Origin of the sequence: Pseudomonas sp. PvP025, from assembly GCF_017832155.1 — a bacterium.
GTDB lineage: Bacteria > Pseudomonadota > Gammaproteobacteria > Pseudomonadales > Pseudomonadaceae > Aquipseudomonas.
Window position 1 is genome coordinate 1,793,713 of the sequence record NZ_JAFIBJ010000001.1, and the last position, 19,751, is coordinate 1,813,463.

Annotated in this window: 12 protein-coding genes; 6 read left to right on the forward strand and 6 right to left on the reverse strand. The window is 63.4% G+C overall.

Translation table 11 applies throughout. The features are described from left to right. Positions 1–6: 6 nt before the first annotated feature. Both imuA and lexA read right to left on the reverse strand, forming a co-directional pair. Positions 7–621, reverse strand: coding sequence for a translesion DNA synthesis-associated protein ImuA (imuA, locus tag JOE32_RS07215; protein ID WP_209982732.1), 615 nt, complete (start codon positions 619–621; stop codon positions 7–9). Next, positions 621–1,238, reverse strand: a complete 618-nt coding sequence (gene lexA, locus JOE32_RS07220; protein WP_057007451.1) for a transcriptional repressor LexA — start codon at positions 1,236–1,238, stop codon at positions 621–623. The genes imuA and lexA overlap by 1 nt, the downstream gene beginning before the upstream one ends. Before the next feature lie 367 nt (positions 1,239–1,605). Here lexA and JOE32_RS07225 point away from each other — a divergent pair, with 367 nt between their 5' ends. Together JOE32_RS07225 and JOE32_RS07230 are read left to right on the forward strand one after the other, a co-directional pair. Then, positions 1,606–2,943: a DUF6861 domain-containing protein gene (locus JOE32_RS07225; RefSeq protein ID WP_209982733.1), complete on the forward strand. Its 1,338-nt coding sequence runs from the start codon at positions 1,606–1,608 to the stop codon at positions 2,941–2,943. A gap of 13 nt (positions 2,944–2,956) precedes the next feature. Next, on the forward strand, positions 2,957–3,580 hold the full coding sequence (locus JOE32_RS07230) for a GAD-like domain-containing protein (protein WP_209982735.1): 624 nt from the start codon (positions 2,957–2,959) through the stop codon (positions 3,578–3,580). A gap of 190 nt (positions 3,581–3,770) precedes the next feature. Here the strand turns inward: JOE32_RS07230 and JOE32_RS07235 are convergent, their stop codons facing one another. From JOE32_RS07235 to JOE32_RS07245, 3 genes are read right to left on the reverse strand one after another with little or no spacing between them, the layout of a single operon-like run. Next, on the reverse strand, positions 3,771–4,835 hold the full coding sequence (locus JOE32_RS07235; RefSeq protein WP_209982737.1) for a lipocalin-like domain-containing protein: 1,065 nt from the start codon (positions 4,833–4,835) through the stop codon (positions 3,771–3,773). Beyond that, complete coding sequence (locus JOE32_RS07240; protein WP_209982739.1) at positions 4,825–7,287, reverse strand: FtsX-like permease family protein; 2,463 nt, start codon at positions 7,285–7,287, stop codon at positions 4,825–4,827. The genes JOE32_RS07235 and JOE32_RS07240 overlap by 11 nt, the downstream gene beginning before the upstream one ends. Before the next feature lies 1 nt (position 7,288). Next, positions 7,289–7,957, reverse strand: a complete 669-nt coding sequence (locus JOE32_RS07245; RefSeq protein ID WP_209982741.1) for an ABC transporter ATP-binding protein — start codon at positions 7,955–7,957, stop codon at positions 7,289–7,291. 272 nt (positions 7,958–8,229) lie between these two features. Here JOE32_RS07245 and JOE32_RS07250 point away from each other — a divergent pair, with 272 nt between their 5' ends. The 4 genes from JOE32_RS07250 (at position 8,230) to JOE32_RS07265 (ending at position 13,319) form a co-directional block, all read left to right on the forward strand. Beyond that, positions 8,230–8,904 carry a histidine phosphatase family protein gene (locus JOE32_RS07250; RefSeq protein ID WP_209982743.1) on the forward strand — a complete coding sequence of 225 codons (675 nt, stop codon included), beginning with the start codon at positions 8,230–8,232 and terminating at the stop codon, positions 8,902–8,904. A gap of 189 nt (positions 8,905–9,093) precedes the next feature. Next, positions 9,094–10,749: a lipid IV(A) 4-amino-4-deoxy-L-arabinosyltransferase gene (gene arnT, locus JOE32_RS07255; protein ID WP_209982746.1), complete on the forward strand. Its 1,656-nt coding sequence runs from the start codon at positions 9,094–9,096 to the stop codon at positions 10,747–10,749. A gap of 8 nt (positions 10,750–10,757) precedes the next feature. Next, entirely contained in the window at positions 10,758–12,275 is a 1,518-nt protein-coding gene (locus tag JOE32_RS07260; protein WP_209982748.1) for a glycosyltransferase family 39 protein, read from the forward strand. Between the two features lie 747 nt (positions 12,276–13,022). Beyond that, positions 13,023–13,319 carry a hypothetical protein gene (locus tag JOE32_RS07265; protein ID WP_209982750.1) on the forward strand — a complete coding sequence of 99 codons (297 nt, stop codon included), beginning with the start codon at positions 13,023–13,025 and terminating at the stop codon, positions 13,317–13,319. A gap of 144 nt (positions 13,320–13,463) precedes the next feature. On the opposite strand, the gene JOE32_RS07270 is transcribed toward JOE32_RS07265, so the two are convergent. After that, a complete protein-coding gene (locus tag JOE32_RS07270; protein WP_209982752.1) occupies positions 13,464–19,733 on the reverse strand; it encodes a non-ribosomal peptide synthetase in 6,270 nt (2,089 codons plus the stop codon). Positions 19,734–19,751 lie beyond the last annotated feature (18 nt).

The following is a 19,751-nucleotide window of genomic DNA, read 5'->3' on the forward strand; positions in this document are numbered from 1 at the left end:
GCAACCTCAGTGCCCGGCCAGCGCAATCGGCGCCGGATGGGCCAGCCCGCCCCGGCACTTGAGCACGCGCACCTGCGCAGGCCGCGCCTCGACCGCCAGACGCAGAGCCGCCGGCGACGCATTGACCGCCTCGCCCAATGCGCGCCAGGCAAACGCCAGGGTCTGCCCGGTTTCCGCCGCCACCTGCAGGCGGCGCAAGGCGCGGTCATCGGCCTTGCGCGGCCAGCACAGCACCGCGCCGCAACTGCCGGAACGCAGGCACTGTTCCGCCGCCCACAGCGCGTCGCGTTCCTCGGCCTGGATGACGGCGAGCTGGCGCAGGTCTACCCCGGCGTTGTGCCAGGCATGGGCGTACGGCGTGTAAGGCGGCGCCACCAGCACGATGCGCTCCCCCGCCGCCGACAGGCGCGCCAGGGTCGGCAGCACCAGTTGCAATTCGCCTACGCCCTCCGTGGCCATCAGGATTTCGCTGAGGGCTGACTCCGGCCAGCCACCGCTGGGCAGCACCGCATCCAGCGCCGCCAGCCCCGTGGGGTGCACGCTGGCCGGTGGCGCGGCGGGCCGGCCTTTCCACACGCGGCCGCCATTGAACAGCGTGTCCAGCGCAATGACGGCGCCCATCAACCCTGCCTCACCAGGCCGCAGAACACCCCTTCGATGGCCAGGTCCTGGTCAGGCCCCACCACGATGGGCTGATACGCAGGGTTGCGCGGCAACAGGCGCACGCTGTCGCCATGGCGCTCGAACCGCTTGATGGTGACTTCGCCATCCAGGCGCGCCACCACGATCTGCCCGTTTACGGCCTCGGCACTGCGGCGCACGCCCACCAGGTCACCGTCGAGAATGCCGTCTTCGATCATCGAATCGCCCTGCACCCGCAGCAGGTAATCCGGAGTTTTGGCGAACGTGGTCGGGTCCAGTTGCAGGCGGCTGTGCACCTCGGCATCGGCACCGATGGGCAGCCCGGCGGCCACGCGACCGAGCACCGGAACATCCAGCCAGTCGGGCCGCGCCGGCTGATTGAGCAGGCGAATGCCACGGGCCTGGTTGGGGTTGACCTCGATAAAACCGGCTTCAGTCAGCGCCAGCACATGCTTGCGTGCCACGCTGCGCGAGGCAAAGCCGAACGCCTCGGCGATCTCGGCGAGGCTGGGAGGCTGCCCTTGCTGCGCGATGCGATCGCGGATAAAGGTCAGGATGGCGGTACGGCGTGGGGTTAGAGTCGTCATGGAGTACATTTGTACTCCTGCGGGAAATTTCTGACAATTACCGGCAGTCGGGAGACCGGTACGGATTGCATGACTGCCCGGTGTCAGGGCTTTGAAAGTGTGCGAATGAAGTGACGCTTTATCTTTGTCCGCTTATATAAGCCACCTCTAGAATTGTGCGTCGGCGTAGTACCGTTCTTACACTTATTTCATGGCGAACTATAGGAACGTTCTAATTAACTGTTTTGCGGCGTTTACCTATGGCGGCAGTTTCTTCGGCTCAGTAAGTTGCTCGACCGAATAACGTTAAGCCGCACACCTGCCAATCCTTATCGTGAGTTAGTTGGGTTCTTCCAACTTAATCAAGATCAGGCAGGGCGGACGCTGGAGACAGTGAATGCTTGCATTGCCAGTGCCTTCCTGGTTCGACATAGAGTCACGCTTGACCCATGCAATGGGTTATCAGTCAGGCGCCAGCTTTCGTACCGCGTATAACGAGTCTGTTCCCTCTCTCGCGTTTAACCTGCGTCGGCTTAAATGCATCAGAACGGCTTTCATCCATGCCGAGTGGGAAGCCGCCGATCTTTTGAGACGACGCTTCGCTGACCTGGACATATCCAGCGTCCTTAACGATTTGATCGACGCCGTCGCTCAAATGGCGATGATTGTGGCCGGGAGCGTTTTAACCGGTGCTGTGATCGGTGCCGGCGTGGGCGTGCTGGGCGCTGGTGCCGGCGCCATTCCGCTGGGCGCCACCGGTGCTGCCCTGGGCTTGCAAGTCGCCGGCGGGATCCTGAGTGTGCTTGGGTTGGCCGCACTGACGGAGTTCTTTGCCGAGGGATTGCCTGCAATTGCCGAGTATTACCTCAGGGGCATTCGCACCGCCTGGGGCGCACCGCGTGGTGAAGAGGGGCTGACGGCCTATAGCCATGACGATTCTTTCGCCATTTATTGCGCCTCCCAGGAAATCGCGAAGGGCCATGTAGAAGCCGTCATCCTGCTGCTGGGCGCCATTGTCAGCTACCTCACGCGCGGTCGCGGCGACGCGCACGCCCTCGCCCAACAAATGCAAGCCAGCGCCAAAGGCAAGCGACTGGGCGCCTGGGTACTGAAACATGAAGAAGCCCTGAAAAATCGTCCGGAACTGCAAACGGCAAGATCGCACACTGGGTCGTATGTGCCTCAGCAGCCTGCTCCGGTAGCCACTCCTGCAAAATCCAGACAGCCGACCGTGACCAGGCCCGGCAGGATGGCGCTGCATAATGTTGAGTGTTTCAAGGCGGACAAGCTGCCGGTTTACAAGGTGGGAGAATTCAAGCGGCAGTTGAAGGGGCAGGAAGGTGGGTTGAATCGGCTGACGATTGAGGAGTATTTGGAGAATATTGCGAGTCCGGTGAAGCGGGATCCGGTAGCGGCCAAGCGATCCAGAAGAGAGTTGGAAGATAGATTACGGAAGAGATTTCAGAATGATTTTCCTGATATGGATTCAGTGGATTCAACGGCAGCAGCTGCCAAGAAAGCCAAGGAGACGATGGCAAGTCTTGCTGGACTTCACAATCCAGACCTGAAGGCTGGCGGCAAAGATATCATCGCCGATTTTGGTGATCGGCAAGTTAATTCCACCATTGGGCCGCAGTGGCGGCCAAAAATTAAAAACCTGAAAGAGGCTGCTGAGAAGGTGCCAAAATCCCAGCGCGCCTCAACTTTTCTCAACGTAAAATTACATAAGTGCTGATCAAGGAGGCATCGTGGACAAAGTATTTGCTAGCTTTTTAGAGACGTTTGGTCCCCCTATTGATCGACAGGAAGTGCCTGCGTCAAGTGTGGAACGCTACAGGGGTAAGCTACCCAATCAACTGCTGGAGTATTGGGCTGAGCACGGCTGGTGCGGATACGGTGACGGGATTTTCTGGCTGGTAAATCCGCAGGAATATGAGGGGGTAGTGGCTGCATGGATTGAGGGGACGGAATTCGAAAAGCGCGACACTTACCACCTGATCGCACGTGGCGCATTTGGCGATCTGTATCTATGGGGCGAAAAAACGGGCTACTCACTAAAGATAATTAGCTTTATTTCTCGAAGCGTCTTCGACGACTTTAAACCCACACCGGAGCAAATGGATCGCAAGACTCAAGACTTCCTATTATCCATAGAGTTAGACTCTAACGACTTCGATGACTTATTCAAACCCGCCAGGAAAAAGCTCGGCACTCTTCGCCACGACGAGATGTATGGCTTCGTTCCAGCGATTATGCTCGGTGGCCCGGATACGCTTGATCATCTTGAAAAGGTGAAGACTGTTGAGCACCTGATCTTTCTCTCTCAGCTCGCCGAGCTTGAGCCTTATAGTTTTTCAGACATTCAGTTCTGATCAAAAAGAGACGTCGGTGGACGAAGTACTTGAAGATGGAGATCGTCCCATGCTCCCGCGTGAGAATGCTCAATCTCAGGGCTGCAGCGCAGCCCGGCGCGGGGCAAGCCCGCTCGCCACTGGGGCGGTGAATCCAGGGCAAGGAATGTACACAGTTCCAATGTGGGAGGGTTGAGTACACACCGAGCGTCTAATACCCGGTCATCTCCAGATACCCCACCCCACCCTCAAACTCCACCGGCCCTTCCCAGTACGGAATATTCAAATCCATCCAGGCCTTGGGGTTGACGGCTTGAGTCGTGATATCCAAGCCCTTGCCGGGAATCTTCAGCGACCAGCGCGTGGGAATACGGCGCCCGTCAATCTCGGTGGTGGCCAATGGCGTGAGCTGGATATCGGCGTTGTGCAAGGTCTGCGTCCCCCCTTGCGGATCAATCCAGGTAACCGTCAGGTAGCCCGAACCGTCCTTCTGCCGCACACGAAACAGCATCAACTGCTCGCCCCTGTCCAGGTGCAGCGAAAACCAGTCCCAGCCCGTCTGGCTGGCGGCCAGGGGTTGGCTGCTCCACTCCCGATCCAGCCAGGCCGGCCCGGTCACCTGATACACCTTGCCATCCAGGCTGACACTGCCGCTGGCCGTAAAAAACGGCTGACTGTAGTAATACGACGCCTGGCCCTGATCCGATTTACGGCTGTAGCCACGGTCACCTTGCAGCACCAGTGGGCGGCTGGAGGTCAAGCGCAAATCGTAGGCAAACTGCGCGCCGCCGGCCTTGAGTTGCATGTCTGCCAAGGGGCTGGCCGCGCCGGGACGGCTGGCAAAATTCCACTCGTCGATCCAGGCAGCAAACGGCTCCGCCTGGGCGCCGGCCTGGCCGACACCGCCACGGGCGTAGCGCTCGGCAGCGTAGTGGCGGGTGGCAGAAGTGACGGCCGCGTGGCCCAGCCAGACGGTGGAATCGCGCCAACCGGCCTGCGCGGGGCCCGCCTGCAAGGCGTTGCGAAACAGCGTCCACTGCACGCCAAACACATTGCCCTGGGCGTCCTTCAAGTTGGCGGTGACGTACCACCATTCAATGCGAAAGCCTGGATGCGCACCGTGGTCTGCGGGAAACGTAAACACCTTGCCTGGCACCACCTGGGCAAAATCCGCGGCATCGCTGCCAAGGCCGGCAAAGCTTTCTTCGGGGGCGGGGGCTTTGTCGCACGCACTCAACAGCAGCAACGCACACCACAACCAGGCTTTAATTTTCATGGGCGAAGGTCCTCAGCAGATCCGCCGGGCGGCTGCGGTACAACTGCCACAGCGGCCAGGCGGAGGCCAGCAGCGTGGCGAGCATCGCCAGGCCCAGCAGTTGCGCCAGCTGCCACGGAAATACCTGCAACGGCAGGCGCCAGCCAAAGGCCTGCACGTTGATCACCGCGTCCAGGCACCACGCCAGCAGCAGGCCCAGGGGCAAGGCCAGCACCAGGGTCAGCACCGCCAGCAGCCAGGTCTGGCCCAGGTTGAGCAGCATCAGTTGTCGGCGCGTCACCCCCAGCGCCCACAACGGCGCGAGTTGGCCGAGGCGGCTTTGGCTCTGGGTCAACAGGCTGATGAACAGCGCCACGCCGGCGACGCCGAGGGTGAGGCTGTTGAGCGCGGCCGTGGCGGCAAACGTGCGTTCGAACACCTGGCTCGACCAGCCTTTGAGCTGCTGTTGATCGACAATGCGGCTGTCCTCCAGGGCAAAGGTGCGCTGCACGGCCTGGATCAGCGACGGTACCTGTTGCGGCAACACCCGCAGGTTGAAGCGCACCGGTGACAGCCCCGGCCAGTGCGCCAACAGGTGCTGTGAATCGACCAGCAGGTGGCCCTTGGGGTTGCCGTAGTCAGCGTAAATCCCGACCACCGAAGGCGACCAGTTGCCCTGCGCGGTGGGCACGCTGAGCGTATCGCCCAATCGCACTTTCAAGCGCCGCGCCAATTGTTCACTGAGCATCACCGTATCGCCTTGATGCAGGCGGTCCCAGGGTTGGCCGACGGCTTCCAGCAACGGCCAGTGCTGGCGGTAGGTGGGGTCGTCGACCACGCCGAACACGTCCGCCGGCCAACCCTGTAATTGCACGCTGACCTGCCAGGCGGGCAGCACCGCCTGCACCTGCGGTTGGCGGGCCAGCCAGGTGTGCATCTGCTCGGCCTGCGCCGGGTTTTGCGGGTTGAGGTAGAGCTCGGCGGTAAGGCGCTGTTCCAGCCAGTTATCGAAGGTGTGGCGAAAGCCCGAGGTCATGGAGCCCGCGCCGATATTGGCCGCCAGCGCCAACAGCAGCGCCATCAGCGCCAGGCTCAGGGCCGGCAGTTGCTGACGGCAATCGGCGAGAAACCACTGCCCCAACACCGAACGGCTGCGCCCCAGCACGCCTTTGAGCAGCGCATTGAGCAACACCGGCAAGCCCAGCGCCGCGCCCAGCAACAGTGCGGCCATCAGCACAAACCCGGCGGCCAGGCTGTTGCCCAGCCACAGCGCCAGCAGCGCAATCAGCAGCGCCGCTCCCGCCACCCAACCCTGGCGCCGCAACCAGCGGCCATGGGCCTCATGCCAGGCCTGGGCATTGGCCAGCGCCAGCAGCGGCAAGCGTGCCGCGCGCCACAGGCTGCCGGCGCCGGCGAGCAGCGCGCCGAGCAGGCTCAAGCCGAGCCCGGCTACCCACCAGCCCGGGCTGAGGCTCAATTGGCCCGGCACCTCGGCGCCGTACAGGCCGCGTATGCTGGCAGCCACATCCGGCAGCAACAGGCTGGCCAGCAAGTACCCGCTGGCCACGCCCAGCACGCCGCCGAGCAACGCCAGCACGCCCAGCTCCACGCCCAGGCTGAGGATCAGCAGGCGCGCGCTGACCCCGCACGCGCGCAAGGTGCGCAGCAGGCTGCGTCGTTGCTCCAGGGCCAGGCCGATGGCGGCGTGGACGATAAACAACCCGACCACAAAGGACAGAAAACCCAGGGCATCCAGGTTCAGGTGAAAGCTTTCGGTGAGGCGCGCGAGGTTGTTGTCTTCGCCCTGCTTGAGCTGCAAGCCGGCCGGCGGCGTGGGATGGGTGGCGGCGAAGGTTTTGTCCAGCAGCAGGCGCGACAATTGCCCGGGCATGCCCAGCAAGGGTTGGGCAAAGCCAATGTCCATCAGCAGCAGCCCGGGGGCCATGTCCGGCTGGGCCTGCAAAGGCGGCAGGGCTTGCCCGCTGGTGGTATGCGCTTGCTCGCCCTCGCGCAGGCCCAGCGCGTGCAGGGTCTGCGGCGAAATCCAGGTGCGCCCCGGCGCGGCAAAAAACGCGAGCATCTGCGCCTGGCTCAAGCGCTGCCCTGCCACCGCGCCACTGCCGGGCAGGGACAGCGGTTCGATGCCCATCAACTGCAGGCGCTGGTCTTCATGCCCCTTGAGCAACACGCGCCCCTGCACCACCGGCGACACCGGCCAGCCGGCGCGACGCAACTGGGCAAACAGCGCCTCGGGGAAAGCGGCCGCATCCGGCGCACTCAGGCTGGCTTGCGGCTCACCGCCGATCAACTGGCCGGCGCGTGCGTAGCTATCCCGCGCTTGACTGTTGAGGGCTTGCACACCGGTGAGCAACGCCGTGGCGAGCCACAAGCCGGTGAGCACACTGAAAAACTGCACGGGGTGACGCCGCCAGTGGCTGAGCAGCGCGCGCAACGCCCAATAAAATACCCTCATCTCAAGAGGCAACGGCGGGCACGACCAGCCCGCGATGCAGCACCACCTGGCGGTCGAGACGCGCCGCGATGCGCGGGCTGTGGGTGACCATCAACAGGCTGGTGGGGCTGTCGCGCAGCAGGTCCAGCAGCAGTTGCAGCACGTCATCGCTGGTGGCTTCATCGAGATTGCCGGTGGGTTCATCCGCCAGCAGCAGGCCCGGCCGTGACGCCAGCGCACGGCCCACCGCCACCCGCTGCTGCTGACCGCCGGAGAGTTGCTCGGGATAGCGCTTGAGCAAGTCGCCCAGGCCCAGGCGCTCGACCAACTGCGCCTGCCACTGCGGATCAAAACGCCCGGCCAGGCGCGCCTGGAAGGCCAGGTTATCGTCGACGCGCAAACTGCCGATCAGGTTGAACTGCTGGAACACCAGGCCGATTTCGCTGCGCCGCCACTGCGCCAGTTGCGCCTCGCCCAGTTGGTCCAGGCGCTGCTCGCCCACCTGGATACTGCCGGCGTCCACACGGTCGAGCCCGGCCACCAGATGCAGCAGCGTGCTCTTGCCGCTGCCCGACTCCCCCATCAGCGCCAGGCTGCTGCGCTCGCCCAGCTGCAGGTCGACGCCGGCCAGCACCGCCAGCGGCCCCTGGGGGGTGGTGTAGCTCTTGCGCACGCCGTGCACCTGCAACATAAACACGCTCACTTGGAAAACTGAAAACGAGAATAACGGCTGATGGCGCCAAGTACGCAAATTTTTCACATGGATTTCACCACCTGCCCACCCCTGTCACTTTAAATTGCCGGCGCATTACTGATGAATCGGCAACTTGTTAGTTATTCAGTGCGACAACTTTTAACCGCAGGATGTTCAGCCAAAAGACAGCCACCCTGTGACAGCCTCTTTATCCCACTGCGGGCCTCCGTTAATGCATTGCGCCTACTTGAATATTAATAAATACGGCCATGGTGAATGATGTGGTTGACCTCACGCTGACCAAACCGCGCACGCGCCGACGCTTTATCAAGCGCTGGCGAACGTGGCGGATGAGCCTTGCCGTCGTAAGCCTGATGCTTGCGGGCTGGCTGTTGTGGCCTGCAACACCCCGCGACCTGGGTGTGGGCAAGCGCCTGCTGACTGCGCACCTGCTGCCTGCCTGGCGGGAAGGCGAACTGATCGTGCTGGTGCGCCATGAAGAGCGCTGTGATCGCTCGAAAAACCCCTGCCTCGGCCCGTCCGACGGCCTCACCGTCGTCGGCCACCAACATGCCGAGGCGCTGGGCAAAGCCTTCAACGTATTGGGCATGACGCGCACCGACGTGCTCGCCAGCCCCGCCACTCGCACGGCCCAGACGGCCCATGCAATGTTCGGCAACGTCCAATTGACGGCCGATCCGCAGGCCATCTGCGGCGAGGCGATCGGCGAACAGCTGCTGCAGCACAAACACCCCGGGCGCAACCTGATCTTCGTCACTCACAGTGGCTGCATCGCCGACTTCGAAAAAGCCCTGGGCTACCCCCACGCGGCGTTTCCCCAATACGGCAGTGCGCTGTTCATACGGGCAAGGGCCGACGGCAGGTTCGACACCCTGGGACTGGTCAATGGTCCGGCATGGACGGCTGTTTTGAAAAACCTCTGAACACACTTTTTTACATATCCAGCATTACCTATTCAGCAAAATGACAGGCCTGTTCTGGCATGTTGAGCCGCGCCCGTTAATTAACGGCGCTCCACATAACTCGACCCAGTTAGTGAACATTTTGAGTCTTGCTCTTATTACTTATATAGCCCCCCACTCCGTCATTAAGTGTCAAGGCGCCGCGCGCTCATGACCCGACTAAAACCTCTGCCCTTACTGTTGCTGGCAATCGCCGCATTTTACCTGCTGCCCCTTGGCCTGCATGGCCTGTGGGTGCCCGACGAAACCCGCTACGCCCAGATCAGCCAGGAAATGCTCACCAGCGGCAACTGGGTATCCCCGCATTTCATGGGTTTGCGCTACTTCGAAAAACCTGCCGGCGGCTACTGGTTGATCGCCCTCGGTCAGGCGGTGTTCGGCCAGAACCTGTTCGGCGTGCGGATTGCCTCGGCACTCACCACCGCCCTGAGTGTATTGCTGGCCTACCTGATCGCCCGCCGCCTGTGGAACGATCCGCGCAAAAGCTACGCCTGCGCCCTGCTCTACCTGAGCTTCGGCCTGGTGGCCGGGCAAGCCGGGTACTCCAACCTCGATCCGCAATTCACGCTCTGGGTCAATCTCAGTCTGGTGGCGCTGTGGTTCGCCCTCGACAGCCGCACGCCACGGGCCCGACTCGGCGCCTGGGCGCTGCTCGGGGTGGCTTGCGCCATGGGCTTCATGACCAAAGGGTTCCTGGCCTGGCTGCTGCCGGTGCTGATCGCGGTGCCCTACTTGTTGTGGCAACGCAGGCTGAGTGAATTGCTGCGCTATGGCCCACTGGCCGTGGGCGTTGCCTTGCTGCTGTGCCTGCCCTGGGCCTGGGCGATTCATGTGCAGGAACCGGATTACTGGCGCTTCTTTTTCTGGCACGAACACATCCGCCGATTTGCCGCCGATGATGCACAGCATGCGCGGGCGTGGTGGTTCTTCCTGCCGATCATGGTGGTGGCGTGCCTGCCCTGGGCCGGGTTGCTGCCCAGCACACTGCTCAAAAGCTGGCGGGAAAAACGCCAGCCGGCCATCGTGTTCCTTTCCCTCTGGCTGTGGCTGCCGCTGGCGTTTTTCAGCCTGAGCCGGGGCAAGCTGCCAACCTACATCATGCCGTGCCTGTTGCCGCTGGCCCTGTTGATGGGGCATGCGCTGATCGACCTGGTTCACCAGCACAAGCCACGCGCCATCCGCCTCAACGGCGTGATCAATCTGGTCGTCGGCCTGCTCGCGATGGTGGCCTTGATCTACCTGCAAATCGACCGCCCGCTGTACGGCAACAGCCATGCCGAGATGTTCAGCCTGTCGCTGGCATTTATCGTGCTGCTGGGCTGGATCCTTGCCAACCTGCTGCAGGCCTTCCGCCCGCTGACGCTGTGGGCGACACCGGCGCTGGGCATCGGCCTGCTGGTGGTGTTGCTGCCGGTGGGCATGCCGGCGCAGATCGCCAACAGCGAAATGCCCGACCAGTTCGTGCTCGAACACCTGGACGAACTGCAGCAGACCCAGGCGCTGTTGAGCAATCAACTGGAATCGGCCTCCGCGCTGGCCTGGCGACTGAACCGCGCGGACGTCACGCTTTACAACACCGAAGGCGAACTGCGCTACGGCCTGACGTATGCGGATGCAGCGCACCGCAAGGTCAACCTGGACACTGTCCAGGCCTGGCTCGCCGAGGCGCGCAAGCACGGCTCGGTCGGCGTGCTGCTGCGCGTCAGAAGCACCAGCGAACACCGTGAAGAGGGGCAACTGCCACCCGGTGGCAAGCGCTACCGCAAGGGCGACCTGGTCATTACCCTCTACCCGCAATCCCCTTAGGAATACCCATGAGTTTCTGCAAGACCGAACGCGGCGCACTGCTGTTGCTGCTGGGCGTATCAGCCCTGCTCCTGCTGCTGGGCCTGGGCAGCCGCGACCTGTGGGGACCGGAAACACGCTGGGCGAATATCGCCCTGCAGATGCTGCAAAGCGGCGACTACTTCGACCCTTATCTCAAGGGCGCACCCTACTATGACAAACCCCTGCCCTCCTACTGGCTGATCACCGGCTTTGCCAACCTGATGGGCGGCCTGGGCCCGTGGTCGCTGCGCCTGTCGTCGGTGATCGCCGCGTGGCTGAGCATCTGGCTGGTGTACCTGATCGGCGAGCGCCTGTTTCGCAAGGGCACCGGGCTGATTGCCGGCTGGATGCTGGCCACCACGTTCTATTTTCTGTTCTGGGCGCGGGTGGCCACGGCGGATGTGCTCACCGTGTGCGGCGTGCTGGCCGCCGTGTGGTGGTACTGGCGCGGGCCGGACGACACCCGGCTGGGGCGCTACACAGTATTTTTCCTGCTGCTGGCGGCGACCTCATTGTTCAAGGGGTTGATCGGCTTCGTACTGCCGGGCCTGGTGCTGTTACCGCACCTGCTCAGCGAACAGCGCTACAAACGCCACTTCAACCTGCGCCTGCTGCTGGCCGTGATTATCGCCGGCGCGTTCTACGCGATTCCCTTCGTACTGTCCCATCTCTATGGCGCCCCCACCTATGGCGAAAGCGGCCTGGAGCTGGTGTTCAAGGAAAACGTAGTGCGCTTCTTCGACCCCTTCGACCATATGGGGCCGATCTACACCTACCTGATCTACCTACCGGCGTACACCCTGCCCTGGGCACCCTGCTGGATGCTCGGCCTGTGGCTGGCGCTGCGCCACTGGCGCGAAACGCCGCCCAATGTGCGCTGGCTGGTGTGGGGCCTGGGCCTGTTGTTCGTGTTCTTTACCGCCAGCGGTAGCCGACGCAGCTACTACGTACTGCCCCTGGTACCTTTTGCGCAACTGCTGGCAGCGTGGTGGTTGACTGAACGCCTGGAGAAAAAACCCGCCGGTTGGCCGCGCTGGCAAAAGGGCTTTGGCTGCGCTGCGGGCTTGATGCTGCTGGTGATCGGCGGCGTGTATCCCTGGACCAACGGCAATGGCGGCGTGACGCAGTTTGTCGAGGATGTGAAAGCACAGGCGGTGAAAACAGCACCGTGGGATCAGTGGCAGATGGTGCTGGTGGAAGTCGACAACAAGCTGCCGATGTACCTGAACAATGGCGGCAAGCCGTTCTACTACGTCAGCGAAACCCAAAACTTCCCGCGCCAGGGCGACAGCGCCGCGTTCATGGCCTGGCTGGAGAAAACCAGCGGCCAGGAATTTGATCCACAGCACACCATCATCATCGCGCAGTTCTCCAAAGACGACCCGACGCCGCTGGCGTTTCTGGGAGTAGATCACCACGTGATCGTTACCCAGCCGGATAATGGGGAGCGGTTGTTTCACAAGCGCGAAGGTGGGAGTGTGGGGTTTCTTCCAGTGAGTAAATGAAGCGACCCGGTGCTTACAGACACTGAATACCCAGTGTGGAAGGCTCCGCCAAATCTTCGACTTAGCGCTGTCGCGCAGCAAACTGGAGACGATTCGACTCGCTCGCGAAGGTGATTTTTCGGTGTACCTATCCGTTTCTGCGGTGACGGCGAATTAGGGTTCCGCCCTTACGGCGGGTCACTTTGGAGAAGCCCCAAAGGGCGCCTCAGATCAAAATCAAGAGCGCGGCGGCCTGAGAGCCGACCGGTAATGCTCTGCGCAGCGTCAGGTAAACCGCGTTCTGTCGAATTGGGGGCGCTTCGCACCCCAGCGCGGGGCAAGCCCGCTCGCCACAAAAGCCCGCTCGTCAGAGAGGTTCCGGTTTGCTGCGCGACAGCGCTAACCGAATCTCCCACATTGACCGCAATCTATAGGGGCGTTGGTTAATGGGATTTGGTCATGGTTTGTTAAGGGCCAGCAAGGCGCGTCCCTTTTAATTGCAGGACGTTTCCTAGACAATCTCTGCCGCCTTGCGCCTGTTGGAGTCGGTGGCTAGTCTGTGGCCCGTCACTGCCAATTCAGTGATCGGGTTTAGTCGCCCGGATCTCATATGGCGCATGGTCCCCCGTGATGTTTTATGGTGGCTGTGCGTATGGGCACCTTCGGGTGCGCCGGTTTGCCATGTGGCCGGTCGACTAACCTGCGTACAGCCACCGCCCATCGTTTAGTCGCGAAGAGTGTCGGCTCCAAACCATGTGGAGTTACACCATGAACAAAGCCTTACCCGATCCACCCCACGATCGCAGCGCCTTCCACCGCGCCATTGACCGTCACTCACCCACAAAAGACTTCCATTGCGTCAATGAAGACCTGAGCTTCGAAGATGCCCTGCTCTTCACCGCCAGCTTGCTGGACAGCGCCTCGGTGACGGCACTCGATTGCAGTGAGCACCTGGAGAGCCCCGAACGGGCGAAGATTCTGGCGGTGTGGCATTTGCTGGAGATTGCCAGGACCACGGTGGATCGCTCTATCCACTGCATGAACAACCCAAAAACCACTGCCTGAACGCGCGAAAAAAATGTGGGAGGGGGCTTGCTCCCGATGGCGGTGAATCAGTCAGCCAATCATTGGCTGACCCACTGCCATCGGGAGCAAGCCCCCTCCCACAGTGAGCGTATTTCAAGATCAGGTTCAGCGTAATTCTGGCCCTCAAATCCTGCGACGACGATTGAGTTGCGGAATGGTGGTTTGCGCCACTTCCACTCGCTGCACCCGCGCCTGGGTGCGCGCTGCCAGTTGTGCCAGTGTCGGCTGGCTGAACAGGGTGCGCGCATCCACTTCCAGCCCGGCCTTGCGCAAGCGTGCCACCAGGTTGACCGCCAGCAGGGAATGCCCGCCCAGCTCGAAAAAGTGGTCATGACGCCCCACCCGTTCCAGCTTCAGCACGTCGGCCCAGATTCCGGCCATGGTGGTTTCCACCTCGCCTTGCGGTGCTTCGTAGGCGCGGCTGATCACCGCTTCCAGGCCCGGTTCCGGCAGGGCCTTGCGGTCGAGTTTGCCGGCCGGGTTCAGCGGCAGCGCATCGAGCTGCACGAAGGCCGCCGGCACCATGTACTCGGGCAGTTGCTCCAGCACATGGATGCGCAGCGCTTCCAGGCTCGGTGCCTGTTCGCGCACGGTGAAATACGCCACCAGCCGCTCTTCGCGGATCAGCACCGCCACTTCACGCAACGCCGGGTGCGCCAGCAGGCGTGATTCGATCTCGCCCAACTCCAGGCGCACGCCGCGTAGCTTGACCTGGAAGTCATTGCGCCCCAGAAACTCCAGGTTGCCGTCCGGCAGGTAACGCACCAGATCGCCGCTGCGATACAGGCGGTCGCCGGCCACGAACGGGCTGTCGATAAAGCGCTCGGCGGTCATCTGCGCCAGGCCCAGGTATCCGCGTGCCACGCCTACCCCGCCGATATGCAACTGGCCGCTGACGCCCAGTGGCACCGGCGCGTCGTGGTCGTCGAGCACATACAGGCGGGTGTTGTTGATCGCGCGGCCGATCGGCAGTTGCAGTGCCGGCACCGGTGCGCCGGGTTCAAGGGTCCAGGCGCTGCTGTCGACGGTGGCTTCGGTGGGACCGTAGACATTGTGCAGGCGCACCTGCGGCAAGCGCGTTTGCACGCCACGGGCCAGGGCTTCGGTGAGTTCACCGCCGCCGCACAGCACGTCGGTGAGGCTGGTGCACAGCGCTGACTCGTCCAGTTCCAGAAACTGCTGCAACATCGCCGGCACGAATTTGATCACGCTGATGCGCTGCTCGCGAATCACTTGCGCCAGGTACGCTGGTTCCCGATGCCCGTCAGGTCGCGCCAGCACCAGGCGCATGCCATTGGTCAGCGGCCAGAACAGCTCCCACACCGAGCCGTCGAAGCTGAACGGCGCGCGTTGCAGCAGCGCGCCGCCTTCAGCGTTCGGGCACAGTGTGGAGCCCCAGTGCATCAGGTTGCTCAGCCCGCGATGCTCGATCATCACGCCTTTGGGCGTGCCGGTGGAGCCGGAGGTGTACATCACGTAGGCCAGGTTGGCGGCGCTCAGGCCCGGCACCAACGGATTGCCGATCGGCGCGTGTCGCCAGGCGCAGCAGTCGAAGTCGATCAGCGGGATCGACACGTCGCCCGGCAGGTCGCGCGTTGCGGCATGCACCAGCAGCGCCACCGGCTGGCTGTCGTGCAGCATGTAGGCCAGGCGCTCGCGCGGGTAGCCCGGGTCCAGCGGCACGTAAGCGCCGCCGGCCTTGAGAATCGCCAGCAGGCCCACGACCAGATCCAGCCCGCGCTCGACGCACAGCGCCACCCGCGAATCGGGCTGTACCCCGCGCTCACGCAGGTGGTAGGCCAACTGGTTGGCGCGCTCGTTGAGCTGTTGGTAACTCAGCTGGTGTTCGCCGGCCTGCACCGCGATGGCGTGAGGGGTATGTCGCGCATGCGCCTCGAACAGTGCCTGCACGCTGAGGGTGTCGGGGTAGACGGTGTCGGTGGCGTTGAAGTCCACCAGCAAGGTGTGCAACTCGTCGGCGGGCAGTACCGGCACGTCGCGCAGCGGCGATGTCGGCGCCTGTTCCAGTGCCTGCACCAGGCCGCGCACGGCCGTGTCGAGGTAGGCCAGCAGCCGCGCGGCGCCGACCTTGCGCGGCGCCTTGGCCTTGAGGCGAAACCCCTCGGCGGTGTCGTCCACCGTGAGCATCAGCGGGTAGCTGAGGATGTCCTCACTGCTGAGCAGGGCAATCCCGGGCACCAGCTTCAACTCGGGGTCGGCCGAGGTATGCCGGTAATTGAGCAGGCTGTTGAACAACGGCGAGGCGCTGCTGCAACGCTGGGCCAGCGCCAGCGACGCCTGCTCGTGAACGAGCAAGGCACTCAGTTGGGCGTGGGTATCACTCAGCGCATCCAGCACAGTTTGCCCGGCCAGTTGCACCCGCAGCGGCAGTGTATTGATGAACATGCCCAGTGCGCGGTCGGCGCCCTCGCCCGCCTGCAGGCGACCCAGCAATACGGTGCCGAACACCACGTCATCGCGGCCCGACACACGGCTGAGCACCTGCGCCCAGGCCAGGTGAAACAGACTCGCGGCACTCACGCCCAGGGCGCGGGCCTGTTCGCGCACGCATTGATTGAGGTGCTCGTCGAGGGCCTGTTCGGCCTCTTCACTGTCGGCGCGATTGGCCTGGCGCTCCTGCAAGCCGAACGCCAGTGTCGGCTCGTCGACATCCGCCAGACGCTCACGGAAAAACGCCTCGTGCGCGGCCTGGCGCGCCGGCAAGCGGCTCTGCGCGACCACATTGCGATACGGCACCGGCGCCGGCAGTTGCGCCTGCTGGCCGAGCAGGTGCGCGCGAATCTCGTCCACCAGCACGGTGGTCGAGGTGGCGTCGTTGACCAGGTGATGAAAGCGCAATCGCGCAATCCAGCGTTGCTGCTGCGGCTGTTCGGCGTAGTCCATGGCCATCAGCGGCGCCTGGCGCAGGTCCAGCGGCTCATCACTGTCGCCCAGCGGTGCGACGCGCAACTGCGCCTTGCGCCACACCACCTGCATCGGTTGCTCCAGCGCATCCCAGGCCAGGCTGGTGCGCAGGATGTCATGCCGGTCGATCACCTGTTGCAGGGCCTGGGCAAAGGCATCGAGCTGTTCGCGCCGGGCAAAGCTGAACATCGCGTGCTGCTGGTACGGATCGCGCTCATCGGTGAGGTGGTGGTAGAGCAAGCCCTCCTGCAACGGCGCCAGCGGGTAGATGTCCTGCACATTCGCTGCGCCGCCGGGAATGCCCGCGACGATGCGGTCGATGCTGGGCTGGTCGAGTTCGGCAAGGGCCAGCAGGTCCGGGGTGATGTGGGTGCAACCTGGCGCAATTCGGTTGGCCGGCACCGCCACCTCGCGGCGCTGGCTGACGGCTGCCAGCGCCGCCAGGGTGGGCTGGCCGAACAGCACCTGCACGTCGGCATGCAGCCCGGCCTGACGCATGCGCTGCACCAGTTGCACCGCCAGCAGTGAGTGCCCGCCCAGTTCGAAGAAATGATCATGCCGGCCCACTTGCCGCACCTGCAGCAGCTCGGCCCAGATCTGCGCCAGGATGGTTTCCGCACCGTCGTGCGGGGTTTCGTAACGGCGGCTGACAAAGGCATCCTGGGTCGGTGCCGGCAACGCCTTGCGGTCGAGTTTGCCGTTGGCGGTAAGGGGCAGACTGGTCAGCTTCACGTAGGCGGCGGGCAGCATGTAGTCGGGCAGCGACGTTTGCAGGTGGGCGCGCAGGGTGTCGATATCGATAGGGTGATGCTCGATGAACCAGGCCAGCAGTTGTCCCTCGCGGAACTGCACCACGGCCTCCTTGACGGCGGGATGGCCGGCCAGGGCGGTTTCGATTTCCCCGAGTTCGATGCGCACGCCGCGAATTTTCACCTGGTCGTCATTGCGCCCCAGGTATTCAAGGTTGCCATCGGGCAGCCAGCGCGCCAGGTCGCCGGTGCGGTACAGACGGCCGGCGCTGAACGGGTCATCCAGAAAACGTTCGGCGCTGAGGTCCGGGCGGTTGAGGTAACCGCGCGCCACGCCCTTGCCGCCGACATACAACTCACCCGCAACGCCAATCGGCAGCAGGCGTTGCCGGGCATCCAATACGTAGACCTGGGCATTGGCGACAGGCGCGCCGATAGGCAGCAGGCTTCCCACTTCAACCCTTCCGGACGTGGCGACCACCGTGGCTTCGGTGGGCCCGTAGTTGTTGATCACATCGAAGGTTTGTGCACGGTTGAACGCACGCAGGCGGTCGCCACCGATGAGCAAGGTGTGCAGGGTCGGGTGTTCCAGGCGCTGGCTGAAAGCGTACTCGGCCACCGGCGTGGGCAGGAAGCACACGTCCAGCGGCTGGGCGCGCCACCAGTCGAGCAGCGCGTCGATGTCTTCGGCACCGTCATGGGCCGGCGGCAGGTGCAGCGTGGCGCCCACGCACAGGGCCGGCCACACCTCCCAGGCCATCGCATCGAAGCCGAACCCGGCGACGCTGGCGGTGTGGCTGCCCGCGCGCAGGTTGAAGGCCCGGCAGTGCCAGTCCACCAGGTTCGACACACTGTGGTGCTCGACCATCACGCCTTTGGGCAGGCCGGTGGAACCGGAGGTATAGATCACGTAGGCAAGGTGCGTGGGCTGCACCGCCACGTCAGGGTTGGTGCCCAGGTGCAACGCGGGACGGTCCAGCGCGATCACCGGTACGTCCAGCGCAGGCAGGCGCTGGCGCAAGTCATGCTGGGTCAGCACGGCGACCGGGGCGCTGTCGTGCAGCAGGTAGTTGAGGCGTTCGGCGGGATGGGCCGGGTCCAGCGGCACATAGCAGGCGCCGGACTTGAGAATCGCCAGCAGCCCCACCAGGGTGTCCAGCCCGCGCCGGGCCAGGATCACCACGCGATCGTCCGGCTGTACGCCCTGTTCGATAAGCTGATGGGCCAGGGCATTGGCCTGTTGATTGAGCTGGGCATAGCTCAGTTGCCGGCCCTGATACACCGCCGCCGAGGCCTGCGGCGTGCGCGCAGCCTGGGCTTCGATGCGCGCGTGCAGGGTGCTCGGCTGAGTATCGGGCTGGGCGGTGGCGTTGAACTGTTGCAGTTGCGCCTGCTCAGCCGGGGTAATCAGGGACAATTCGGCGAGGGTGAGCGCCGTGTCCTCCAGGCCCTGCTCCAGCAACCCGATGACGCGTTCAGTCAGTGCCTGGACCTCGTCGTGACTGAAATACGCCTCGTTGTACACGCAATGCAGGCATGCGGTGTCCTGCACGCGATTGCTGCGCAGGTGCATGGCAAGCGGCAGCGCTTCATGGTGGTTGGAAACCTTGATGGCCCGGGCCTGGACCTCGCCATAGCGCAGGTCATGATCGTCCTGCTCGTAGGACACCGACACCTCGAACAGCTGGCCGCGGTCGCTACGGCGCAGCCCCAGCTCACGGTTCATGTCGCTCAAGGGGAAGCGCTGGTGGCGCATGTCCTGCTTGAGCTGGTCGCGCACGCCGCGCACCAGTTCGGCGAAAGACAGCTGCTCGCTGAATTGAAAACGTACCGCGCTGACCTGGGCAAACATCCCTACCGTCGCACGAAAACGCGCGTTGGCGCGGTTGAGCATCGGCAGTCCTGCCACCCATTCCTCGCGCTGATAGGTGCGGGTGAAACACACATATAACGCCGCCAGCAATACATGGAACGCCGAGGCCTGGTAACGCTTGGCCATGTCTTCCATGCGGTGCAGCAACGCCACGGGAAACCCTTGCACCAAGGTGCTGCTCGGCGCTGGCGCGGTGTGCCGTGGCGTCAGCAGCGGCTCGGGCAAGGTCTGGTATTTGTCCAGCCAATAAGTGCGGTCGCGGACGTAACGCGACGACTGCCGGTAGTGCTGGTCGGCGTCGATGAAGTCGATATACGACGGCGCCAGCGGCTGCGGCTGACGGCCCTGCACCAGGCCCGTGTAGAGCTGCGCCAGGGAGTACAGCATCTGGCCGAAGCCCCAGCCATCGAGGATCAGGTGATGGGCCTGGGTGCCGAGCCAATAGCGGTCAGCGTCGAGCTTGACCAGAAAAAAGCGGAACAACGGCTCGCCCTGCAACCCATAGGGCCGAGCCATCTGCGCCTGCATCAAGGCCTGCGCGGCAACCTGCGGCTCGGGCAAGGACGAGAAATCATACCGCGCCACCTCTACCGTCAATGCCGCTGCGAAGTGCTGGCGTGGCAAGCCGTCAGCATCGCTGAACAATTGGGTGCGCAGCCCATCGTGCAGGGCCACCAGTTGCTCGATGGACTGCTGAATCAGCGCGGGCTCCACAGGGCCGGCAAAGTCGAGAAAACCACCGATGTTGTAGAGCGGCGAGTCACCCGCGCGCTGTTGGTCGAGCCAGATATCCTGCTGGGCGGCGGTGAGCGGGAAGCTGGGCGACGGGCTGGAAATGTGCGGCATAAGATCCTTCTCATGGGG

Coding starts and splice junctions, on each gene's coding strand:
- imuA (WP_209982732.1), bottom strand. CDS start 621: ATGGGCGCCGTCATTGCGCTGGACACGCTGTTCAATGGCGGCCGCGTG.
- lexA (WP_057007451.1), bottom strand. CDS start 1,238: ATGTACTCCATGACGACTCTAACCCCACGCCGTACCGCCATCCTGACC.
- JOE32_RS07225 (WP_209982733.1), top strand. CDS start 1,606: ATGCTTGCATTGCCAGTGCCTTCCTGGTTCGACATAGAGTCACGCTTG.
- JOE32_RS07235 (WP_209982737.1), bottom strand. CDS start 4,835: ATGAAAATTAAAGCCTGGTTGTGGTGTGCGTTGCTGCTGTTGAGTGCG.
- JOE32_RS07240 (WP_209982739.1), bottom strand. CDS start 7,287: ATGAGGGTATTTTATTGGGCGTTGCGCGCGCTGCTCAGCCACTGGCGG.
- JOE32_RS07245 (WP_209982741.1), bottom strand. CDS start 7,957: ATGTTGCAGGTGCACGGCGTGCGCAAGAGCTACACCACCCCCCAGGGG.
- JOE32_RS07250 (WP_209982743.1), top strand. CDS start 8,230: ATGGTGAATGATGTGGTTGACCTCACGCTGACCAAACCGCGCACGCGC.
- arnT (WP_209982746.1), top strand. CDS start 9,094: ATGACCCGACTAAAACCTCTGCCCTTACTGTTGCTGGCAATCGCCGCA.
- JOE32_RS07260 (WP_209982748.1), top strand. CDS start 10,758: ATGAGTTTCTGCAAGACCGAACGCGGCGCACTGCTGTTGCTGCTGGGC.
- JOE32_RS07265 (WP_209982750.1), top strand. CDS start 13,023: ATGAACAAAGCCTTACCCGATCCACCCCACGATCGCAGCGCCTTCCAC.
- JOE32_RS07270 (WP_209982752.1), bottom strand. CDS start 19,733: ATGCCGCACATTTCCAGCCCGTCGCCCAGCTTCCCGCTCACCGCCGCC.